General features: G+C 60.1%; 17 protein-coding genes. 11 read left to right on the top strand and 6 right to left on the bottom strand.

The genetic code is table 11. The features are described from left to right. Position 1: 1 nt before the first annotated feature. On the bottom strand, positions 2-910 hold the full coding sequence (metF, locus tag D1223_RS04720; RefSeq protein ID WP_119375291.1) for a methylenetetrahydrofolate reductase [NAD(P)H]: 909 nt from the start codon (positions 908-910) through the stop codon (positions 2-4). After that, positions 907-1,884 carry an ArsR/SmtB family transcription factor gene (locus D1223_RS04715; protein WP_119375290.1) on the bottom strand — a complete coding sequence of 326 codons (978 nt, stop codon included), beginning with the start codon at positions 1,882-1,884 and terminating at the stop codon, positions 907-909. Before D1223_RS04715 ends, metF begins: the two co-directional genes overlap by 4 nt. A gap of 162 nt (positions 1,885-2,046) precedes the next feature. On the opposite strand from D1223_RS04715, the gene D1223_RS04710 reads away from it, so the two are divergent. Next, positions 2,047-2,838: an MlaA family lipoprotein gene (locus tag D1223_RS04710; RefSeq protein ID WP_119376034.1), complete on the top strand. Its 792-nt coding sequence runs from the start codon at positions 2,047-2,049 to the stop codon at positions 2,836-2,838. Positions 2,839-2,842: 4 nt separating this feature from the next. Beyond that, entirely contained in the window at positions 2,843-3,463 is a 621-nt protein-coding gene (locus D1223_RS04705; protein WP_119375289.1) for an MlaC/ttg2D family ABC transporter substrate-binding protein, read from the top strand. 136 nt (positions 3,464-3,599) lie between these two features. Here D1223_RS04705 and D1223_RS04700 read toward each other — a convergent pair whose 3' ends face one another. Further along, positions 3,600-4,508, bottom strand: a complete 909-nt coding sequence (locus tag D1223_RS04700; RefSeq protein ID WP_158586526.1) for a PRC-barrel domain-containing protein — start codon at positions 4,506-4,508, stop codon at positions 3,600-3,602. Between the two features lie 205 nt (positions 4,509-4,713). Here D1223_RS04700 and D1223_RS04695 point away from each other — a divergent pair, with 205 nt between their 5' ends. From D1223_RS04695 to D1223_RS04680, 4 genes are all read left to right on the top strand, one after another. Beyond that, a complete protein-coding gene (locus tag D1223_RS04695; RefSeq protein ID WP_119375288.1) occupies positions 4,714-5,820 on the top strand; it encodes an S-(hydroxymethyl)glutathione dehydrogenase/class III alcohol dehydrogenase in 1,107 nt (368 codons plus the stop codon). Between the two features lie 29 nt (positions 5,821-5,849). Continuing rightward, a complete protein-coding gene (locus tag D1223_RS04690; RefSeq protein WP_119375287.1) occupies positions 5,850-6,266 on the top strand; it encodes a hypothetical protein in 417 nt (138 codons plus the stop codon). Between the two features lie 61 nt (positions 6,267-6,327). Then, positions 6,328-6,705 (top strand): VOC family protein, encoded by a 378-nt coding sequence (locus D1223_RS04685; protein WP_119375286.1) that lies wholly within the window; start codon positions 6,328-6,330, stop codon positions 6,703-6,705. Positions 6,706-6,844: 139 nt separating this feature from the next. After that, positions 6,845-7,465 carry an SOUL family heme-binding protein gene (locus tag D1223_RS04680; RefSeq protein WP_233353043.1) on the top strand — a complete coding sequence of 207 codons (621 nt, stop codon included), beginning with the start codon at positions 6,845-6,847 and terminating at the stop codon, positions 7,463-7,465. A gap of 13 nt (positions 7,466-7,478) precedes the next feature. Here D1223_RS04680 and D1223_RS04675 read toward each other — a convergent pair whose 3' ends face one another. Beyond that, positions 7,479-8,573: a glutathione S-transferase family protein gene (locus tag D1223_RS04675; RefSeq protein ID WP_119375285.1), complete on the bottom strand. Its 1,095-nt coding sequence runs from the start codon at positions 8,571-8,573 to the stop codon at positions 7,479-7,481. Positions 8,574-8,631: 58 nt separating this feature from the next. On the opposite strand from D1223_RS04675, the gene D1223_RS04670 reads away from it, so the two are divergent. The 3 genes from D1223_RS04670 (at position 8,632) to fghA (ending at position 10,196) form a co-directional block, all read left to right on the top strand. Beyond that, positions 8,632-8,952, top strand: a complete 321-nt coding sequence (locus tag D1223_RS04670; RefSeq protein ID WP_119375284.1) for a hypothetical protein — start codon at positions 8,632-8,634, stop codon at positions 8,950-8,952. After that, complete coding sequence (locus D1223_RS04665) at positions 8,949-9,272, top strand: hypothetical protein (protein WP_119375283.1); 324 nt, start codon at positions 8,949-8,951, stop codon at positions 9,270-9,272. Before D1223_RS04670 ends, D1223_RS04665 begins: the two co-directional genes overlap by 4 nt. 90 nt (positions 9,273-9,362) lie before the next feature. Continuing rightward, positions 9,363-10,196 (top strand): S-formylglutathione hydrolase, encoded by an 834-nt coding sequence (gene fghA, locus D1223_RS04660; RefSeq protein WP_119375282.1) that lies wholly within the window; start codon positions 9,363-9,365, stop codon positions 10,194-10,196. Between the two features lie 156 nt (positions 10,197-10,352). On the opposite strand, the gene D1223_RS18715 is transcribed toward fghA, so the two are convergent. Continuing rightward, the gene (locus D1223_RS18715) at positions 10,353-10,742 is read right to left on the bottom strand and encodes a hypothetical protein (protein ID WP_147372680.1); all 390 of its coding nucleotides are present in this window, start codon (positions 10,740-10,742) and stop codon (positions 10,353-10,355) included. Between the two features lie 113 nt (positions 10,743-10,855). On the opposite strand from D1223_RS18715, the gene D1223_RS04655 reads away from it, so the two are divergent. Both D1223_RS04655 and D1223_RS04650 read left to right on the top strand, forming a co-directional pair. Continuing rightward, on the top strand, positions 10,856-11,389 hold the full coding sequence (locus D1223_RS04655) for a hypothetical protein (protein ID WP_119375281.1): 534 nt from the start codon (positions 10,856-10,858) through the stop codon (positions 11,387-11,389). Positions 11,390-11,593: 204 nt separating this feature from the next. Then, complete coding sequence (locus tag D1223_RS04650; protein ID WP_119375280.1) at positions 11,594-12,868, top strand: hypothetical protein; 1,275 nt, start codon at positions 11,594-11,596, stop codon at positions 12,866-12,868. On the opposite strand, the gene D1223_RS04645 is transcribed toward D1223_RS04650, so the two are convergent. Then, a protein-coding gene (locus tag D1223_RS04645; RefSeq protein WP_119375279.1) for an IS3 family transposase occupies positions 12,844-13,982 on the bottom strand; the annotation gives its coding sequence in 2 pieces (ribosomal slippage) (positions 12,844-13,724 and positions 13,724-13,982; 1,140 coding nt in all). The two genes, D1223_RS04650 and D1223_RS04645, sit on opposite strands and share 25 nt — an antisense overlap. Positions 13,983-14,049 lie beyond the last annotated feature (67 nt).

The following is a 14,049-nucleotide window of genomic DNA, read 5'->3' as shown; positions in this document are numbered from 1 at the left end:
ATCAGGCAGCCTCCGCATGTGCCGGCTTCAGGCCGAGCAGGTGGCAGGTGGACAAGGCGAGGTCGGCCTTGTTGAGCGTATAGAAGTGGAACTGGTTGACCCCGCCATCGGCGAGCTTGTGGCAGAGCTCGGCGGCGACGTTCGCGGTAATCAGGTCGCGCGTCGTGGCGTCGTCGTCGAGGCCCTCATAGAGCTTGTGCAGCCAGTCCGGCAGCGAGGCGCCGCACATCTTGGCGAAGTTCTTCAGGCCCTTGAAATTGGACTGCAGCATGATGCCGGGCACGATCGGCATGGTGATGCCCGCGCCGCGCGCCTTGTCGACAAAGTCGAAATAGACGTCCGGGTCGAAGAAGAACTGCGTGATCGCCCGGTCGGCGCCGGCATCCTGCTTGCGCTTGAGGTGGGCGAGATCGGCCTCCCAGCCGCGCGAGTCCGGGTGCGGTTCGGGATAGCAGGCGACGGAGACCTCGAACACCTTGCCGAGGTCCGGCCGGTGGGCACGCAGGTCGCTGACGAGGTCGACGACGCTCGTATAGCGCCCCTCGGGCTGTTTGAAGTCTTCGTCCTGCGGGGCGTCGCCGCGCAGCGCGACGATGTGGCGGACGCCCGCCTCATAATAGTCTTCGGCGGTCTGCAGCACCTCCTCGCGCGGGGCACCGACGCAGGTCAGGTGCGCTGCGGGCGTCAGCGACGTCTCACGTGCGATCCGGCTCACCGTTTCGTGCGTGCGCGTACGCGTCGAGCCGCCGGCGCCATAGGTCACCGACACGAAGTGCGGCGACATCGGCTCCAGCCGGCGGACGCATTCCCAGAGTTTCTCTGTCATCGACTCATTCTTCGGTGGGAAGAATTCGAACGAGACAGAGGGGGTTTTTCCTGCCTGACGTGCGGCAACCGACAGATCGCTCATGCGGCAACTTCCTTCTTGTTTGCGGGTTTGCGTGCGCTCCAGATCAGCACAGCGACACCGCTCTCGAGATCTTGAGGGGGGTCAAAACGGATCGGGTTGTCCAGGTCGAGACCGGCCTGGCTGGCCCAGGTTTTCATATTGTCGGGCCGGATGCCGAGGCGGTGATGGCCGAATTCCTCACGCATGAATTCGTGATCGTGCTGGGCAAAGTCAACGACGATCAGCTGGCCGCGCGGCTGCAGGATACGGGCAGCTTCCTGCAGCACCCGTCCCGGCTCTTCGAGATAATGCAGGACCTGGTGGACGATGACGACGTCGGCGCTTTCCGACTGGAACGGCGTTGCGGTGGCGTCGCCCTGGCGCACGCGGGCGCTGGCAAGGCCGGCTTCGGCGAGGTTCGAGCGCGCAAGCGCCAGCATCTGGTGCGAGAGATCGAGCCCCTCGACCGTGTGGGCCCGGTCGCCGAACAGGGTCAGCATGCGGCCCGTGCCGGTCCCGAGATCGACGACCCGGTTGAATGGCCCGGGCCCAGCCGCCTTGAGAATGGCGGCTTCGATGAGGTTTTCCGGATAGTGCATGGCGCGTATCCGGTCCCATTCCGGCGCGATCTCGCTGAAATAGGTCTCGGCGGCGGACTGGCGGGCCTGCCGCACGGCGTCGAGGCGCCTGAGGTCGGCGGGGAAGTCGCCTTCCTCAAGATCCATCTGCTCGAACAGATTGTCGATCAGCTCCTTCGCCCAGCCCGATGCGGGCAGGCGGTAGAAAACCCGCGCGCCTTCCGGCAGGCGTTCGGTCAGGCCCGCCGATGTCAGTGCTTTCAGGTGGTGAGACAGGCGCGGCTGGCTCTGGCCCAGCAGCGTCACGAGTTCACCCACGGCCAGTTCGCCGCGGCGCAGCAGAACGAGAATTCGCAGCCGGGTCGGCTCGCCAGCCGCCCGCAGCGCTTCGATCAGGGTTTCCGCCGCAACACTCATATTATCATATAAACATGCATTTATATGCTTTGCAATATACAATGCCAATGTGTTGCCACGGAACCACTGCATTCATGCAGAAAAGACAAACCACCTATGTTTGTGTTGAAAGCACCGCCAGCGTTTCACATATCGCGTATCGAACAGACCGGACCCGTACCCATGAAGTTTCAAGCTGTAGCCGCGCTTGCGGTCCTCACTGTATCTGCCTGCGCGACGACACAGCCGAGCCAGTCCGGTGAAGTGTATGATCCGTGGGAAGGCTGGAACCGGAAAGTCTACGGCTTCAACGAGGTCGTCGACAAGGCCGCGCTTGAGCCGGTGGCCCGCGCTTACCGGGTCGCGACACCGACGCTTTTCCGCGAAGGCGTCAACAATGTGCTCAGCAATTTGCGCCAGCCGGTCGTCTTCGTGAACACGGTCCTGCAGGGCAATCCGGATGCATCCGGTGAAACCTTCGGGCGCTTCCTGATCAACTCGACGGCGGGTGTTGCCGGCATCTTCGACGTGGCGAGCGCGCTTGGTGTTGCCAAGCATGATGAGGATTTCGGCCAGACGCTGGGCGTCTGGGGTGTCGAGCCCGGTCCCTACATCATCCTGCCCGTCATGGGCCCGAGCAACCTTCGCGATTTCATGGGCCGCGGTGTCGACAATGCCTTCGATCCGCTGAACTGGACCGAATTCGAGGATCGTGATCTCGACAACGAAATCATGGTGACGCGGACCGTGGTCGGCGCGATCGCCACGCGCGAGCGCCTGATCGAAACGATCGAGACACTGCGCGACCAGCCGGAACCTTATATCGCCATGCGGCGTAACTACACTTCCCAACGTCAGGCCGCGATCAGAAATGGCAAAATTGAGGACGACCCCTACAAAGATTTGCCAGATTTCGATGATTTCGATGAGTTCGGGTTTGAAGAAGAGTCAGGGTCTGACCAACCACAGGATTAAGAATATGAAACTGCGTAACCTAATCATGGCAGCTTCAGCGGCGCTGGTCCTCCCAGCGGCGGCGCTGGCTGACACGCAGACGGAAAATTTCGTCAAGCAGAATGCGAACGAAGTTCTGAATTCACTGAACAATCCCGACCTCAGCAGCGAGGAACGGACATCGCTGTTCAGTGGCTATATGGAACAGTTCGCCAATATTGACGCCGTCTCGAAATTCGTCATCGGCAAGTATGCCAGCCGCTTCAATCCAGATGAATTGAAGCGCTACCAGCAGGCCTTCCGGACCTATGCGCTCGCCGTGTATCAGAACCAGCTGGACGCTTATCGCGGCAATGAAGTCGTGGTCGAAGGCTCCACAGACCGTTCACCCAGCGATTCCATCGTCGATACGACGATCGCCCGTGCCGATGGCAAGAACATGGATGTTCGCTGGCGCGTGCTTCACCGCAATGGCGAGTACCAGGTCGTGGACGTGGCGCTCGATATTGACGGTAACCTGATCTGGCTGGCCATCGAGCAGCGCGCCCAGTTCCTGGCCCTGCTGGACCGCACGAACGGCTCGGCCGATGCGCTGATCGACAAGATCAACGACATGACCGCCAAGCTGGAGAATGAGCGTCGCTAGTCGCCGCTCGCCTCACCGCAGAGATGTTGAAAGCCCTCCCGAGCGGAGGGCTTTTTTCTGTCCGGAATTGTGGGCACCAGGCAAAAGAAAAGCCGGCCCAGTGGCCGGCTTTCCTGGCTTGATGCGGGGTGAAGGCCTATTGCGGCGTGGACGTGTCGCCTGATCCGTCCATGTCAGGCATCAGCCCGTCATCGTCGCTGCTATCTTGGCCGCCGCTCTCGCCCTGCAAGCTGGCCTCGGCGGAGGTTTCCGCTTCATAGGCAAAGCGCGGCATGGAGGTGAGGTCGGCCTTTGCGGCATCAACGACAACAAGCCCGCCATCGCCCTGCTCGACCTGGATGCGGTCGAAGCCGATCGTGCGCATGTCATCGAGCATCAGCGGATCGGAGATTACGGCGTACTGCACCGTGCCGTCCTGGCTGAGAATGATGTCGCGGATCCGAACACTATCATTGGAATTCACGAAGGCGGCCGTCGTGCCCATGATTTCCGAAGCGAGGCGATAGTCGTTCAGCCCGTCCTGTTCGAATTCGGCAACCTCCTGGATCGCCTCTTCGGTCATGCCGACGCTGAAGCGCGGATCGGCGTCTGCCGCCATGGTCAGGTCGACGGCGCTGTAGGGAAGGGCGCCCTTGGTGCCGACAATGTCGATGAAGTCACCGCTCCTGAAGATGACGGATTCAACCTCGCCGCCCGCATTGATGAGCAGGTCGTCGACGGTTGCGATGTCTTCGCCGGTCGCGCCGGTCACTTTGGCGCCGATCAGGTTGCCGGCGCTGAGTTCGCTATCGGCAAGGTAGGTTATGCCGGCATCGCGCGGCGCCATTTCCGGGTCGGCATCCATGAGATTGCCGTTGACTTCGGTCTGGCCGGTCTCGTTGGAAGCCATTTCTGCATTTGATGTATCGGTTTCATTGGCCGCTTCAGCGCTCTGGCTTTCACCATAATTGGCTTCGCCGAGTTCGATATCGTCTGCGGCCTGTGAGCAGGCGGCTGCGCCCATCAGCAGGGCGGCTGCAGCGGTTGTAATCATGAGGTTCTTCATGTCTGTCTCCTTCTGGACGTCAACATCATGGTAAACGGCTGCGCCCACGCGGACGTTCCTTCGCGCCGCCGTCGGGCACCTGAAATTGTTGTCACATTCGGGTTCCGCATCGCTTTCGGGGCGATAATTCCCCGGCCCCCTTGCCGTGGCGCGCGGCTCGCGACATGGTCCGCACCGATTTTGGAAAAACGGTGGAGCCAGAGCCATGAAGACACGCGCCGCAGTCGCTTTTGAAGCCAAGAAGCCGCTCGAGATTGTCGAGCTTGACCTGGAAGGCCCGAAGGCCGGCGAAGTCCTCGTCGAGATCATGGCGACGGGCATCTGCCATACCGACGCCTACACGCTGGACGGGCTGGACTCGGAGGGCCTGTTCCCGTCCGTGCTCGGCCATGAAGGCGCGGGCATCGTTCGCGAGGTCGGTGCGGGCGTGACCAGTGTGAAGCCGGGCGACCATGTCATCCCGCTCTACACACCCGAATGCCGCCAGTGCAAAAGCTGCCTCTCGGGCAAGACCAATCTCTGCACCGCGATCCGCGCGACGCAGGGCAAGGGCGTGATGCCGGACGGCACCAGCCGCTTCTCCTACAAGGGCCAGACCATCTACCACTATATGGGCTGCTCGACCTTCTCGAACTTCACCGTCCTGCCGGAGATCGCTGTCGCGAAAATCCGTGAGGACGCGCCGTTTGATAAAGCCTGCTATGTCGGCTGCGGCGTGACGACCGGTGTCGGCGCGGTGGTGAACACGGCCAAGGTCCAGGTTGGCGACAATGTCGTCGTCTTCGGCCTTGGCGGTATTGGCCTCAACGTCATCCAGGGCGCGAAGATGGCCGGCGCGGACAAGATTGTCGGCGTCGATATCAACCCGGCCAAGAAGGAGTGGGGCGAGAAATTCGGCATGACGCATTTCGTCAATCCGAAGGAGACCAAGGATGTCGTCGCCCACCTTGTCGAGCTGACCGATGGCGGGGCGGACTATTCCTTCGACTGTACGGGCAATACCGATGTGATGCGCCAGGCGCTGGAATGCTGCCATCGCGGCTGGGGTACTTCGGTCATCATTGGCGTCGCCGAAGCCGGCAAGGAAATCTCGACGCGCCCCTTCCAGCTGGTGACGGGGCGCAACTGGCGCGGCACCGCCTTTGGCGGCGCGAAAGGGCGTACCGACGTGCCGAAAATTGTCGAGTGGTACATGAACGGCAAGATCCAGATCGACCCGATGATCACCCATGTCATGAAGCTCGACCAGATCAATGACGCCTTCGACCTCATGCATGCCGGCGAAAGCATTCGGAGCGTGGTGGTGTATTAGGCCGTCCAATTCGGGGAGAGGAGAAACGAATGAGCTTTGATCTTCTGATTTTCGATCCTCAATTGGTCGAGTATCGGGAACCGGCCGCGTTTCTCGAATGGTACGATGACCTCACCGAGTGGGAGGATGGCGTTGATTATTATGACCCGGCAACCGCGTCGGCTCCACTGCAGTCGTGGTTTCACGAAATGAGGATCGACTATCCGCCGATGAATGGGCCATTCGCACCTTCCCTGGATGAAATCGACCGTGCTCAGGATTATTCGATCGCGCCCGATTCCATCTACGCATCATTCTCCTACTCAGCGGGTGTGAAAGTGGTCGAGCAGGCCTTTGACGAAGCCGCAAAGCGCAGTCTTGGTATATTCGATCCGCAAGACGGTACGGTTTATCTGCCCGCACCGGATGGGATGGCGTTAAAACCTGCGTTTCGTTTGGGGGACTAGCGATGCCTCGTGCAACGGTTTCCAGACTATCGTTTTTCTTTACAAAAAAGAGGTACCTGAAGTGTACAGTCACATGATGGTCGGGTCGAATGACCTCGACAAAGCCAAGAAATTCTACGACGCGACCTTCGAGGCGATCGGCGGCAAGCCCGGGATTACCGACCCGAAGGGCCGGCTGGTCTATCTTCACAATGGCGCGGTCTTTCTCGTCACCAAGCCCATCGACGGTGAGCCGGCCACTCATGGCAACGGCATGACGATCGGCTTTGCCATGAAGTCGCCCGAAGAAGCCGATGCCTGGCACAAGGCCGGCGCGGCGGCCGGCGGCAAGCCCATCGAGGACCCGCCCGGCTGGCGCGAGGGCGGCGGCCAGAAACTCTACCTCGCCTATCTGCGCGACCCCGACGGCAACAAGCTCTGCGCGCTCTGCCGCGGCTAGGCAGCCTCGCTTGTCGTGAAAGTAGTGCCGCCTCACCCTTTGTGGGTGGGGCGGCATTTTTATTCTGTCCCGGCTGACTGCCGATCGATCCGAAGCGTGAGGCCTTGCGTAGAAAGGATATGACACAGGAGCTTTTCGCATGCGCCGTATCTTGCTTGCCGCCATTGTTCTCGGGGTCTTCGCGATGAGTGCCAGCGCGACAGAAGAACCAGCGTTCGAGACGGTTGAGCAGGATGGGAAGATAGAAGTGCGTCAGTACGCACCGCTCATCGTGGCGGAGACCGAGGTGACCGGCGATATGCGGGACGCCGGACGCGCAGGCTTTCGCCTGCTGGCCGATTACATTTTCGGCAACAACACCGCGCGCAGCGAAATCGCGATGACGGCGCCCGTCACCCGCACCCCGTCCCGGAAGATCGAGATGACGGCGCCCGTGACCCGCGTGCCGACGGAGACCGACAGTTGGACCGTCACCTTCACCATGCCGTCCAAATGGACCATGGAGACGCTGCCGGTGCCCAACAATCCGGCCGTGAAGCTTCGCGAAGTGCCCGGAGAACTGATGGCAACCATCAGGTTTTCGGGATCAGGCCAGATGAAGGCTCACAAAGCCAGGCAGGAAGAGCTTGAGCGCTGGATGGCAGCACACGGCTACGAAGCCACCGGCGCGCCGCGCTATGCCGGCTATGACGCGCCATGGAAGCCAGCCCCGTTCCGCCGGAACGAGGTCCTCATCCCGGTCAAGCCGGCCCAGGACTGAAGCAGCGCTCCGGCTAGGCCAGCACCACCTGGCAGTTTTCCCGCTTGAGGCGGGCCGGCAGGCGGAAAGCCTTCAGCGCTTCGCCGCCCGTTTCATCCAGTAGCGCATGGGCGCGGGCTTTCGCGCCTGCGTCCATTCCACCCAGCACATCGAGCGCAGCCTGCAGCCGCCAGAGCGGAAAGCTGCGCGCGACCGCAGGGCCCTTGTGGCCTTCGATCTCGATGGTGATCTCGCCAAGGCCTCTCGGTACCCGTGCGCCCGGCTCGGCCCCTGCCGCCCAGCCTGCGAATAGCTTTTCGGTTTGGAAGACCGCCGGCAGCGCCTCGCGCATCAGGCGCGACAGGATAGGCTTCAGCGTTTCCGGTATGACGTCATCGGCCAGCAGGTCGCCACCCCCGCCCGTTCCGCCAGCCTGCATCCGCTCGACCCAGTCAGCCACCTTCGGCGCGAGGCGCTTCATCAGCTTCCCGGACTCCGGATCGCGGTAGAGGTGGGCATAAAGCGGACCGTAGAAGGCGAAGTCCGCCAGTGAGGGCCGCCCGCCCAGCAGGAACGGGTGGGCTTCGAAATGCCGGGACAGGTCCGCAAGAAAAGCCTCATAGCTCTTTTCGATGCCCGGAATGGTCGCCTCGCTGACGCCAAGCACCGGCAGGGCGCCCTTGAACCGCGCGCCATTCTTCTTGCCGAGGTCGTATTGCTCTTCAGGCGAAAGCTGCGGGGCCGACAGCGCGCCAAACTCGCCATAGGCCCAGTCCTCATTATAGGTCCAGCGATAGTGCATGGCCGGAATGACGAGCCACTCATCGCCGTAGAAATGCAAAAGCTCGCTGACGAAGCGCTGCAGCGGCGCCTCCGGCCAGGCCGGCGGGTCGTTCGGTTCGCGGCGCTCGACCTCGGCCATGATGTCGGCGGTGTCCTGGACCACTGTCCCGTCCGGCATCTTCATGACCGGGATGACCGGCCAGCCGACATTCGGCAGGATGATGTCGCGATACACCGCCTGGGTCGCAACCTCTTCCCGGTAGTCGATGCCGCGCCAGTCGAGATAGGCGCGTGCCTTGCCGGTGAAATAGCTCACCTCTGCGCCGTAAAGTGTATAACCCGTCATCCGCTTTGACTCTCCCTGACTCGTTCTTATGTCTGACCCCCAGCACGAAAGGGATTTCATGGCCGACTTCAAGCATTTTTCAGTCGTCGCGGGCGGAGATACGGTAGAAGGCCACCAGGTGCCTGATGGCGTGGTGGGCCCGTCGGTGATGTCGGCCAAGATCTGGGCGGATTCGGTCGAACAGGCTGTCGATGTCTATTGCGAGGTCGGCAATCATCTCGGTTTCCGTATCGAGCAGAATGTCGAGGTGCATCGTACGCCCGCCAAGCAGGCCAAGCGCGAGCAGCCCTTTGCCTATGAGGTCCGCGTGATCCCCTGCGCCGAGCACAATCGTGCGGAGTCGGTGCAGGTGGAAGTGGAAAACGTGCGCAACGAATGAGCTGGACAGACCCGAAGTCGATCCGTCACCGCCTGCCGCCCGGCTGGTCGGTGACCGGCTTCTGGGACGGCTCGAAGCTGGAAGGCCAGCTTGCCCGCGAGTGCGGCAAGGGTCACGCCCTCCACAAGCTGAATGTCCGCGCGCTCGCCCGCGATGGCGCCTCTGACGACGTGTTGTTCGAAGCGAAGGATGGACGCGCTTTTCTCGTGCACCTCACCTGGTCGCGCGCAACCGATGACGGCTACCCCGCGTTCAGTGAATACGAGACGCTGGGCGAGGCCCTGTCCGGCCTGAATACAGGCGACGAGTTCGGCCTGTAAGACCCGCGCGTTTCTGGCAGGCGTTGCGGACTACCCTATGTCCTGTGCTAGACCGGGCGAGTTGTCCCGACACAAAAGAGAGGTATCGAATTGGAAACCGTATCCGAGTGGACCTGTTTCGGCGGGGATCTGAGTGTTCATGATCATGATAGCGAGACGCTGGACTGTTCCATGCGCTTCGCGGTCTTCGAGCCGCCTCAGACCTCCGAAGAACCCGTGCCGGTGCTCTGGTACCTCTCGGGCCTCACCTGCACCTGGGCGAACGTCATGGAAAAGGGCGGACTGCAGCGCAAGGCGTCGGAGCTCGGCGTGATGATCGTTGCCCCCGACACCAGCCCGCGCGGCGACAAGGTGCCTGACGATGAGGCTTATGATTTCGGCCAGGGCGCGGGCTTCTACCTCACGGCCACCGAGAAGCCCTGGGAAAAGCACTTCAGGATGGACCAGTACATCATGGAGGAGCTGCCCTCAATCATCCGCTCCAACTTCGCCGCTGACATGCGCCGCCAATCGATTTTCGGGCACTCCATGGGGGGCCACGGCGCGCTCACGCTGGCGCTCAAGAACCCCGGCCATTTCCGCAGCGTGTCGGCCTTCTCGCCGATCGTTGCGCCGACGCAGGTCCCGTGGGGCCAGAAGGCATTCAAGGGCTATCTCGGCGACGATGAGGCCGCCTGGAAGGCGTATGACGCGTGCGAACTGGTCCGGAAGCAGCAGCTCGACACGACGATCCTGATCGACCAGGGCGAGGACGACCAGTTCCTGGACGAGCAGCTCAAGCCGCGCCTGTTCGAGGAAGCGTGTCGGGAGGTCGGCCAGCCGCTCGCCATCCGCATGCGGCCCGGCTATGACCATTCCTACTATTTCATCTCCACCTTCATGGACGACCACATCATGCACCACGCCAAGGCGCTGTACGGGTAAGCCATCCCCCACCCCGACCCTCCCCAGAGGGGAGGGGAGAGGCAGGTGGAAACCATGGTGCGATGATACCCCCTCCCCGCTTGCGGGGGGGGTATAGTGATGTCTAGATAAAAATAGGAAGAGATTTGCGTTTCGGATCCAGAGATCGCTCGTAGGTTAGGCCGAGCGCAGTAAGTTATCCACCCAAAGGATGTGTCGATATCCCGATAGGATACGACGAGCGAATGCTGACAATTCCGCCTTCTCGCTAACGCACGCTGCTAAGTAGCGGACATGTTCTGAGAAGGCGGCATCAATGGCGATGTCACCTGCTTCTGTACGAGGAAACAGAAGGTCAGCGGCTCTAATCTTGCGAGTAATAGCAATTGCGAGAACCTTTCGCCTGTCCACGAGGTCTGAATGATCAAGATGGTAAAGATCGATAGAGATTTTTGCTCGCGTGAATTTCGCTTCGTGAGTGTCTTTGGAATAGGCAGGACGGGGTAATCCTGATTCGTCAAAATCGAGCAGCCCCGGTTCGGCGGGATTGCAAGGGTCAATTAGCACTGGGCTCTCGTGCGCCTCATCAGCGCAACACGCGGCTCTTCGACTTTCATCGCTGGCAGTACGATTTCTGGTTCTTCATTCTGAAGGCAGCGCTCAACGGAACGCCCGATCAAGTGCCGCTCGATTTTCATCCGGCGCTCACCAATCCGGCGCTAATGCGTTGGAATGCCAGCAGCCCGGAAATGCTGCGCTACATGAAGCACTTCAATGCGGGCAAACCGTATTCGGAACAGGTGAAGCCGTTCGGGTTCATGGTCGCGCCAACTGCCCTCACCGAAGCCTGGCTGGATATGCCGGTTAAAGAGGTTGATCCGTCGAAGCGTGGGCGACCGAAAAAGCAAGATCGACCCAAACCAATCGCGTCTTATGAGCAGGATGCTGCCAAACTGGCTGAGCTTGTTTTCGATCGTGGGACGGGTGAGCCGGTTCCGATCAGTGCATTAAATAGGTCTGCCGATGCGCTTGCGTTTTATCAACTCAGCCCGGAAGACAAGTTCGAGAATGGCAGGCCAATCCATACCGGGCGAACTGTCAGGCGAGTTGTGAAAGTCGTCGGGTTCCGTCTTATTGGAAAGGAGGCGAACAAGATCGGAGACTTCGGGGAAGTCGATCCGACTACAGAGCCGTTGTTCATCTCAGAGACTTAGTCAGACTGTCGGCGCTTCAGCGGTTCAACTTATTCGTGAATTGCGTCACAATAATTTCTTGCACCCCCAATCAACGGCAAATCCTTGTTCTGTATTGAATAATGTAGAATTTCACCTTGGAAAGAAGAATTCATTACGGACTTGTAATTTGATCCGAAATACCCGCACGAGCTGTTATTCGCCCCAGGGTTGAGGGAGAGGGTGATGGCTCGTTTGGTTGCAATAGCGCTTTTGTCGGCGGCTTTTCTTGGTTTCATTGCTGCGCCGGTTCAAGCTCAGGGCGGTTCGGCCTTAGGTGTCAAGCATCATTTCGATTGGTCAAAAAAACTGCAGGCTCAATCAGAGTTGGAAGCGCTTGATCACACTTTGCTTGGTGACCAAATTGATTTGCAGTCCGGCGCGCTGACATTTCAACAAGTTGACGTCTCGCTGCCGGGCAACTCCGGACTCGAAGTTTCCGTCCACAGAACGAGAGCGCATGGACGGGAATCTATATTTGGCGGGTTCAAGGATTGGACGCTGGATGTTCCTGTCATCCGGACGAACATCCCATCGAGCCAGTGGAGTGCGACGAATGGGAGATGGGGCAAGCAGCGGTGCAGCTTGCCGCTCGTTTCCTCAATACCCTACCAGCATCGTGTTGCGCAGCAGGACGGTTTTACAGAGTCACGAACGTACAATCACGGCGTGATTATGGATATTCCGGGACGCGGCGTGCAACAGATCCTGGACAATCCGGATGGTGCATCCTGGCCGTCAACGGCGAAAAAGGTCACGGCAGAGGGTTGGTACCTTACCTGCATCTCCAATGTTGATGGGGCTGGCACAGAAGGCTTCTATGCTTTTGCGCCGAACGGTGACCGATACAAATTCGACAAGGTTGCAAGTCGCCGGTACGTTTCCAAAATTGAAACCTGGTTTGCCTGGATGGACTTCGGCAACCGATTTTACACTTACTTCTCCGACTATATGAGTTACGACATGCTGGCCGCGACTGAAGTGGTCGATGTGCATGGCAACTGGGTCAAGTATACTTACGACAATGATGGTCGGCTGACCAAGATCGACTCGAATGATGGCCGACGGATCGACCTCCTTTATTCCGGTACAGAGGGATGGGTGAGCCATGTCGTTGCTAACCCTGGAACCGCTGATGCGAGGACGTGGACCTACCAGTACGGTGTAAAATCTGTACTGGAGCGCAATACCGAGTCCGCCAACCCGTCACCCACAAATAAGTACTACAACTACTCAATGTTGACCGCCGTCACATTACCGGATGGCCGCAGCTGGACCTACGATCTTGGGGGCATGAACGCTGAATCGGTGCCCGGAACCAATCTCTGCAAACAACTCGCGCAGACTGTTTCAGTTGCGCACCCGAACGGGGTTGCTCTGCCCCACAGGGGTGGTCCACCGGTAATGTTAGTCCGGCGGTTTCCACGTAGCGGCGTTCATGCCGCTACCTCGTCACAGTAAGGCGGTATGAACGCCGCGGGCAAGATGGTTTGTGGAGCGGGTGGCCGGTAGCCCAGAGAAGAGTGTGGGCGCGCGGTGTTGTAGTGCCGCCGCCAGGTTTCGATCAGGACTTTGGCCTCCCTGAGATCATAGAAGATCTCCCTCGCCAGCAACTCGTCCCTGAGCTTGGAGTTGAAGCTTTCGCAGTATCCGTTTTCCCATGGGCTTCCCGGTTCGATATAGAGCGTCTTCACGCCGATACGTGCCAGCCAGTCCCGTAGAGCTGTGGCGATGAACTCGGGGCCATTATCGGAGCGGATATGCTCCGGCGGGCCATGATGCACGAACAGCTCGCCCAGCGTGTCGAGCACATCACGCGAGTTGAGCTTGCGTTCGACGCGGATGGCGAGACATTCGCGGGTGAACTCATCTATGACGCACAGCATGCGGAACACCTTGCCGTCATGGGTGCGGTCCTGCACGAAGTCATATGACCAGACATGGCCCTTGTGCGCTGGCCGAAGTCTTACGCACGAACCGTCATTCAGCCAGAGGCGTCCACGTTTCGGTTGTTTCATTGGCACTTTCAGCCCCTCACGCCGCCAGATGCGATAGACGCGCTTCTCGTTCACATGCCAGCCATCCCGTCTCAGCAGGGCCGTGATCCGGCGGTAGCCATACCGGCCGAACCGTTCCGCCAGGGCGATGATGGCTGCTGTCAGCACATCCTCGTCCTGACGCGGCACGCGCGGCTTGCGCTGAGTGGAACGGTGCTGGCCGATCACACGGCAGGCCCGGCGCTCGGTTGCGCCGAGTGTCTCAACCACATGATCGACCGCTTCGCGTTTGCGTGAAGGGCTTAGAACTTTCCCTTGATGACTTCCTGAAGGATCTGGTTGTCGAGGGTCAGATCGGAGATCGCCCGGCGAAGCCGCGCATTCTCCTTCTCGATCTCCTTCATCCGCTTGGCCTGGCCAACCTGCAGCCCGCCATACTCCTTGCGCCACCGGTAGTAGGTCTGCTCCGTCACGCCGATCGAACGCACGGCCTGACCCGTCGTCTCACCGCGAGCAAGGCGCACCTCCACCTCCCGCAGCTTCGCAATAATCTCTTCAGGCGTAGATCTCTTGCCCATGTCTCAGCTCCATATCTGAAGCCGGAACTAACTCAAATAATGGACCACTTTTCAGGGAGCAGACCAC

Source organism: Henriciella mobilis (assembly GCF_003576285.1).
GTDB lineage: Bacteria > Pseudomonadota > Alphaproteobacteria > Caulobacterales > Hyphomonadaceae > Henriciella > Henriciella mobilis.
The sequence above is the reverse complement of the archived record's forward strand: the minus strand, read 5'-3'. Positions and strand labels throughout refer to the sequence as shown.

Excerpts from the sequence above, each read along its gene's own strand:
- metF (WP_119375291.1), bottom strand. The coding sequence starts at position 910 with ATGAGCGATCTGTCGGTTGCCGCACGTCAGGCAGGAAAAACCCCCTCT.
- D1223_RS04650 (WP_119375280.1), top strand. The coding sequence starts at position 11,594 with ATGGCTCGTTTGGTTGCAATAGCGCTTTTGTCGGCGGCTTTTCTTGGT.
- D1223_RS04715 (WP_119375290.1), bottom strand. The coding sequence starts at position 1,884 with ATGAGTGTTGCGGCGGAAACCCTGATCGAAGCGCTGCGGGCGGCTGGC.
- D1223_RS04665 (WP_119375283.1), top strand. The coding sequence starts at position 8,949 with ATGAGCTGGACAGACCCGAAGTCGATCCGTCACCGCCTGCCGCCCGGC.
- D1223_RS04705 (WP_119375289.1), top strand. The coding sequence starts at position 2,843 with ATGAAACTGCGTAACCTAATCATGGCAGCTTCAGCGGCGCTGGTCCTC.
- D1223_RS04700 (WP_158586526.1), bottom strand. The coding sequence starts at position 4,508 with ATGAAGAACCTCATGATTACAACCGCTGCAGCCGCCCTGCTGATGGGC.
- D1223_RS04675 (WP_119375285.1), bottom strand. The coding sequence starts at position 8,573 with ATGACGGGTTATACACTTTACGGCGCAGAGGTGAGCTATTTCACCGGC.
- D1223_RS04710 (WP_119376034.1), top strand. The coding sequence starts at position 2,047 with ATGAAGTTTCAAGCTGTAGCCGCGCTTGCGGTCCTCACTGTATCTGCC.
- D1223_RS04690 (WP_119375287.1), top strand. The coding sequence starts at position 5,850 with ATGAGCTTTGATCTTCTGATTTTCGATCCTCAATTGGTCGAGTATCGG.
- D1223_RS04680 (WP_233353043.1), top strand. The coding sequence starts at position 6,845 with ATGCGCCGTATCTTGCTTGCCGCCATTGTTCTCGGGGTCTTCGCGATG.
- D1223_RS04670 (WP_119375284.1), top strand. The coding sequence starts at position 8,632 with ATGGCCGACTTCAAGCATTTTTCAGTCGTCGCGGGCGGAGATACGGTA.
- D1223_RS04695 (WP_119375288.1), top strand. The coding sequence starts at position 4,714 with ATGAAGACACGCGCCGCAGTCGCTTTTGAAGCCAAGAAGCCGCTCGAG.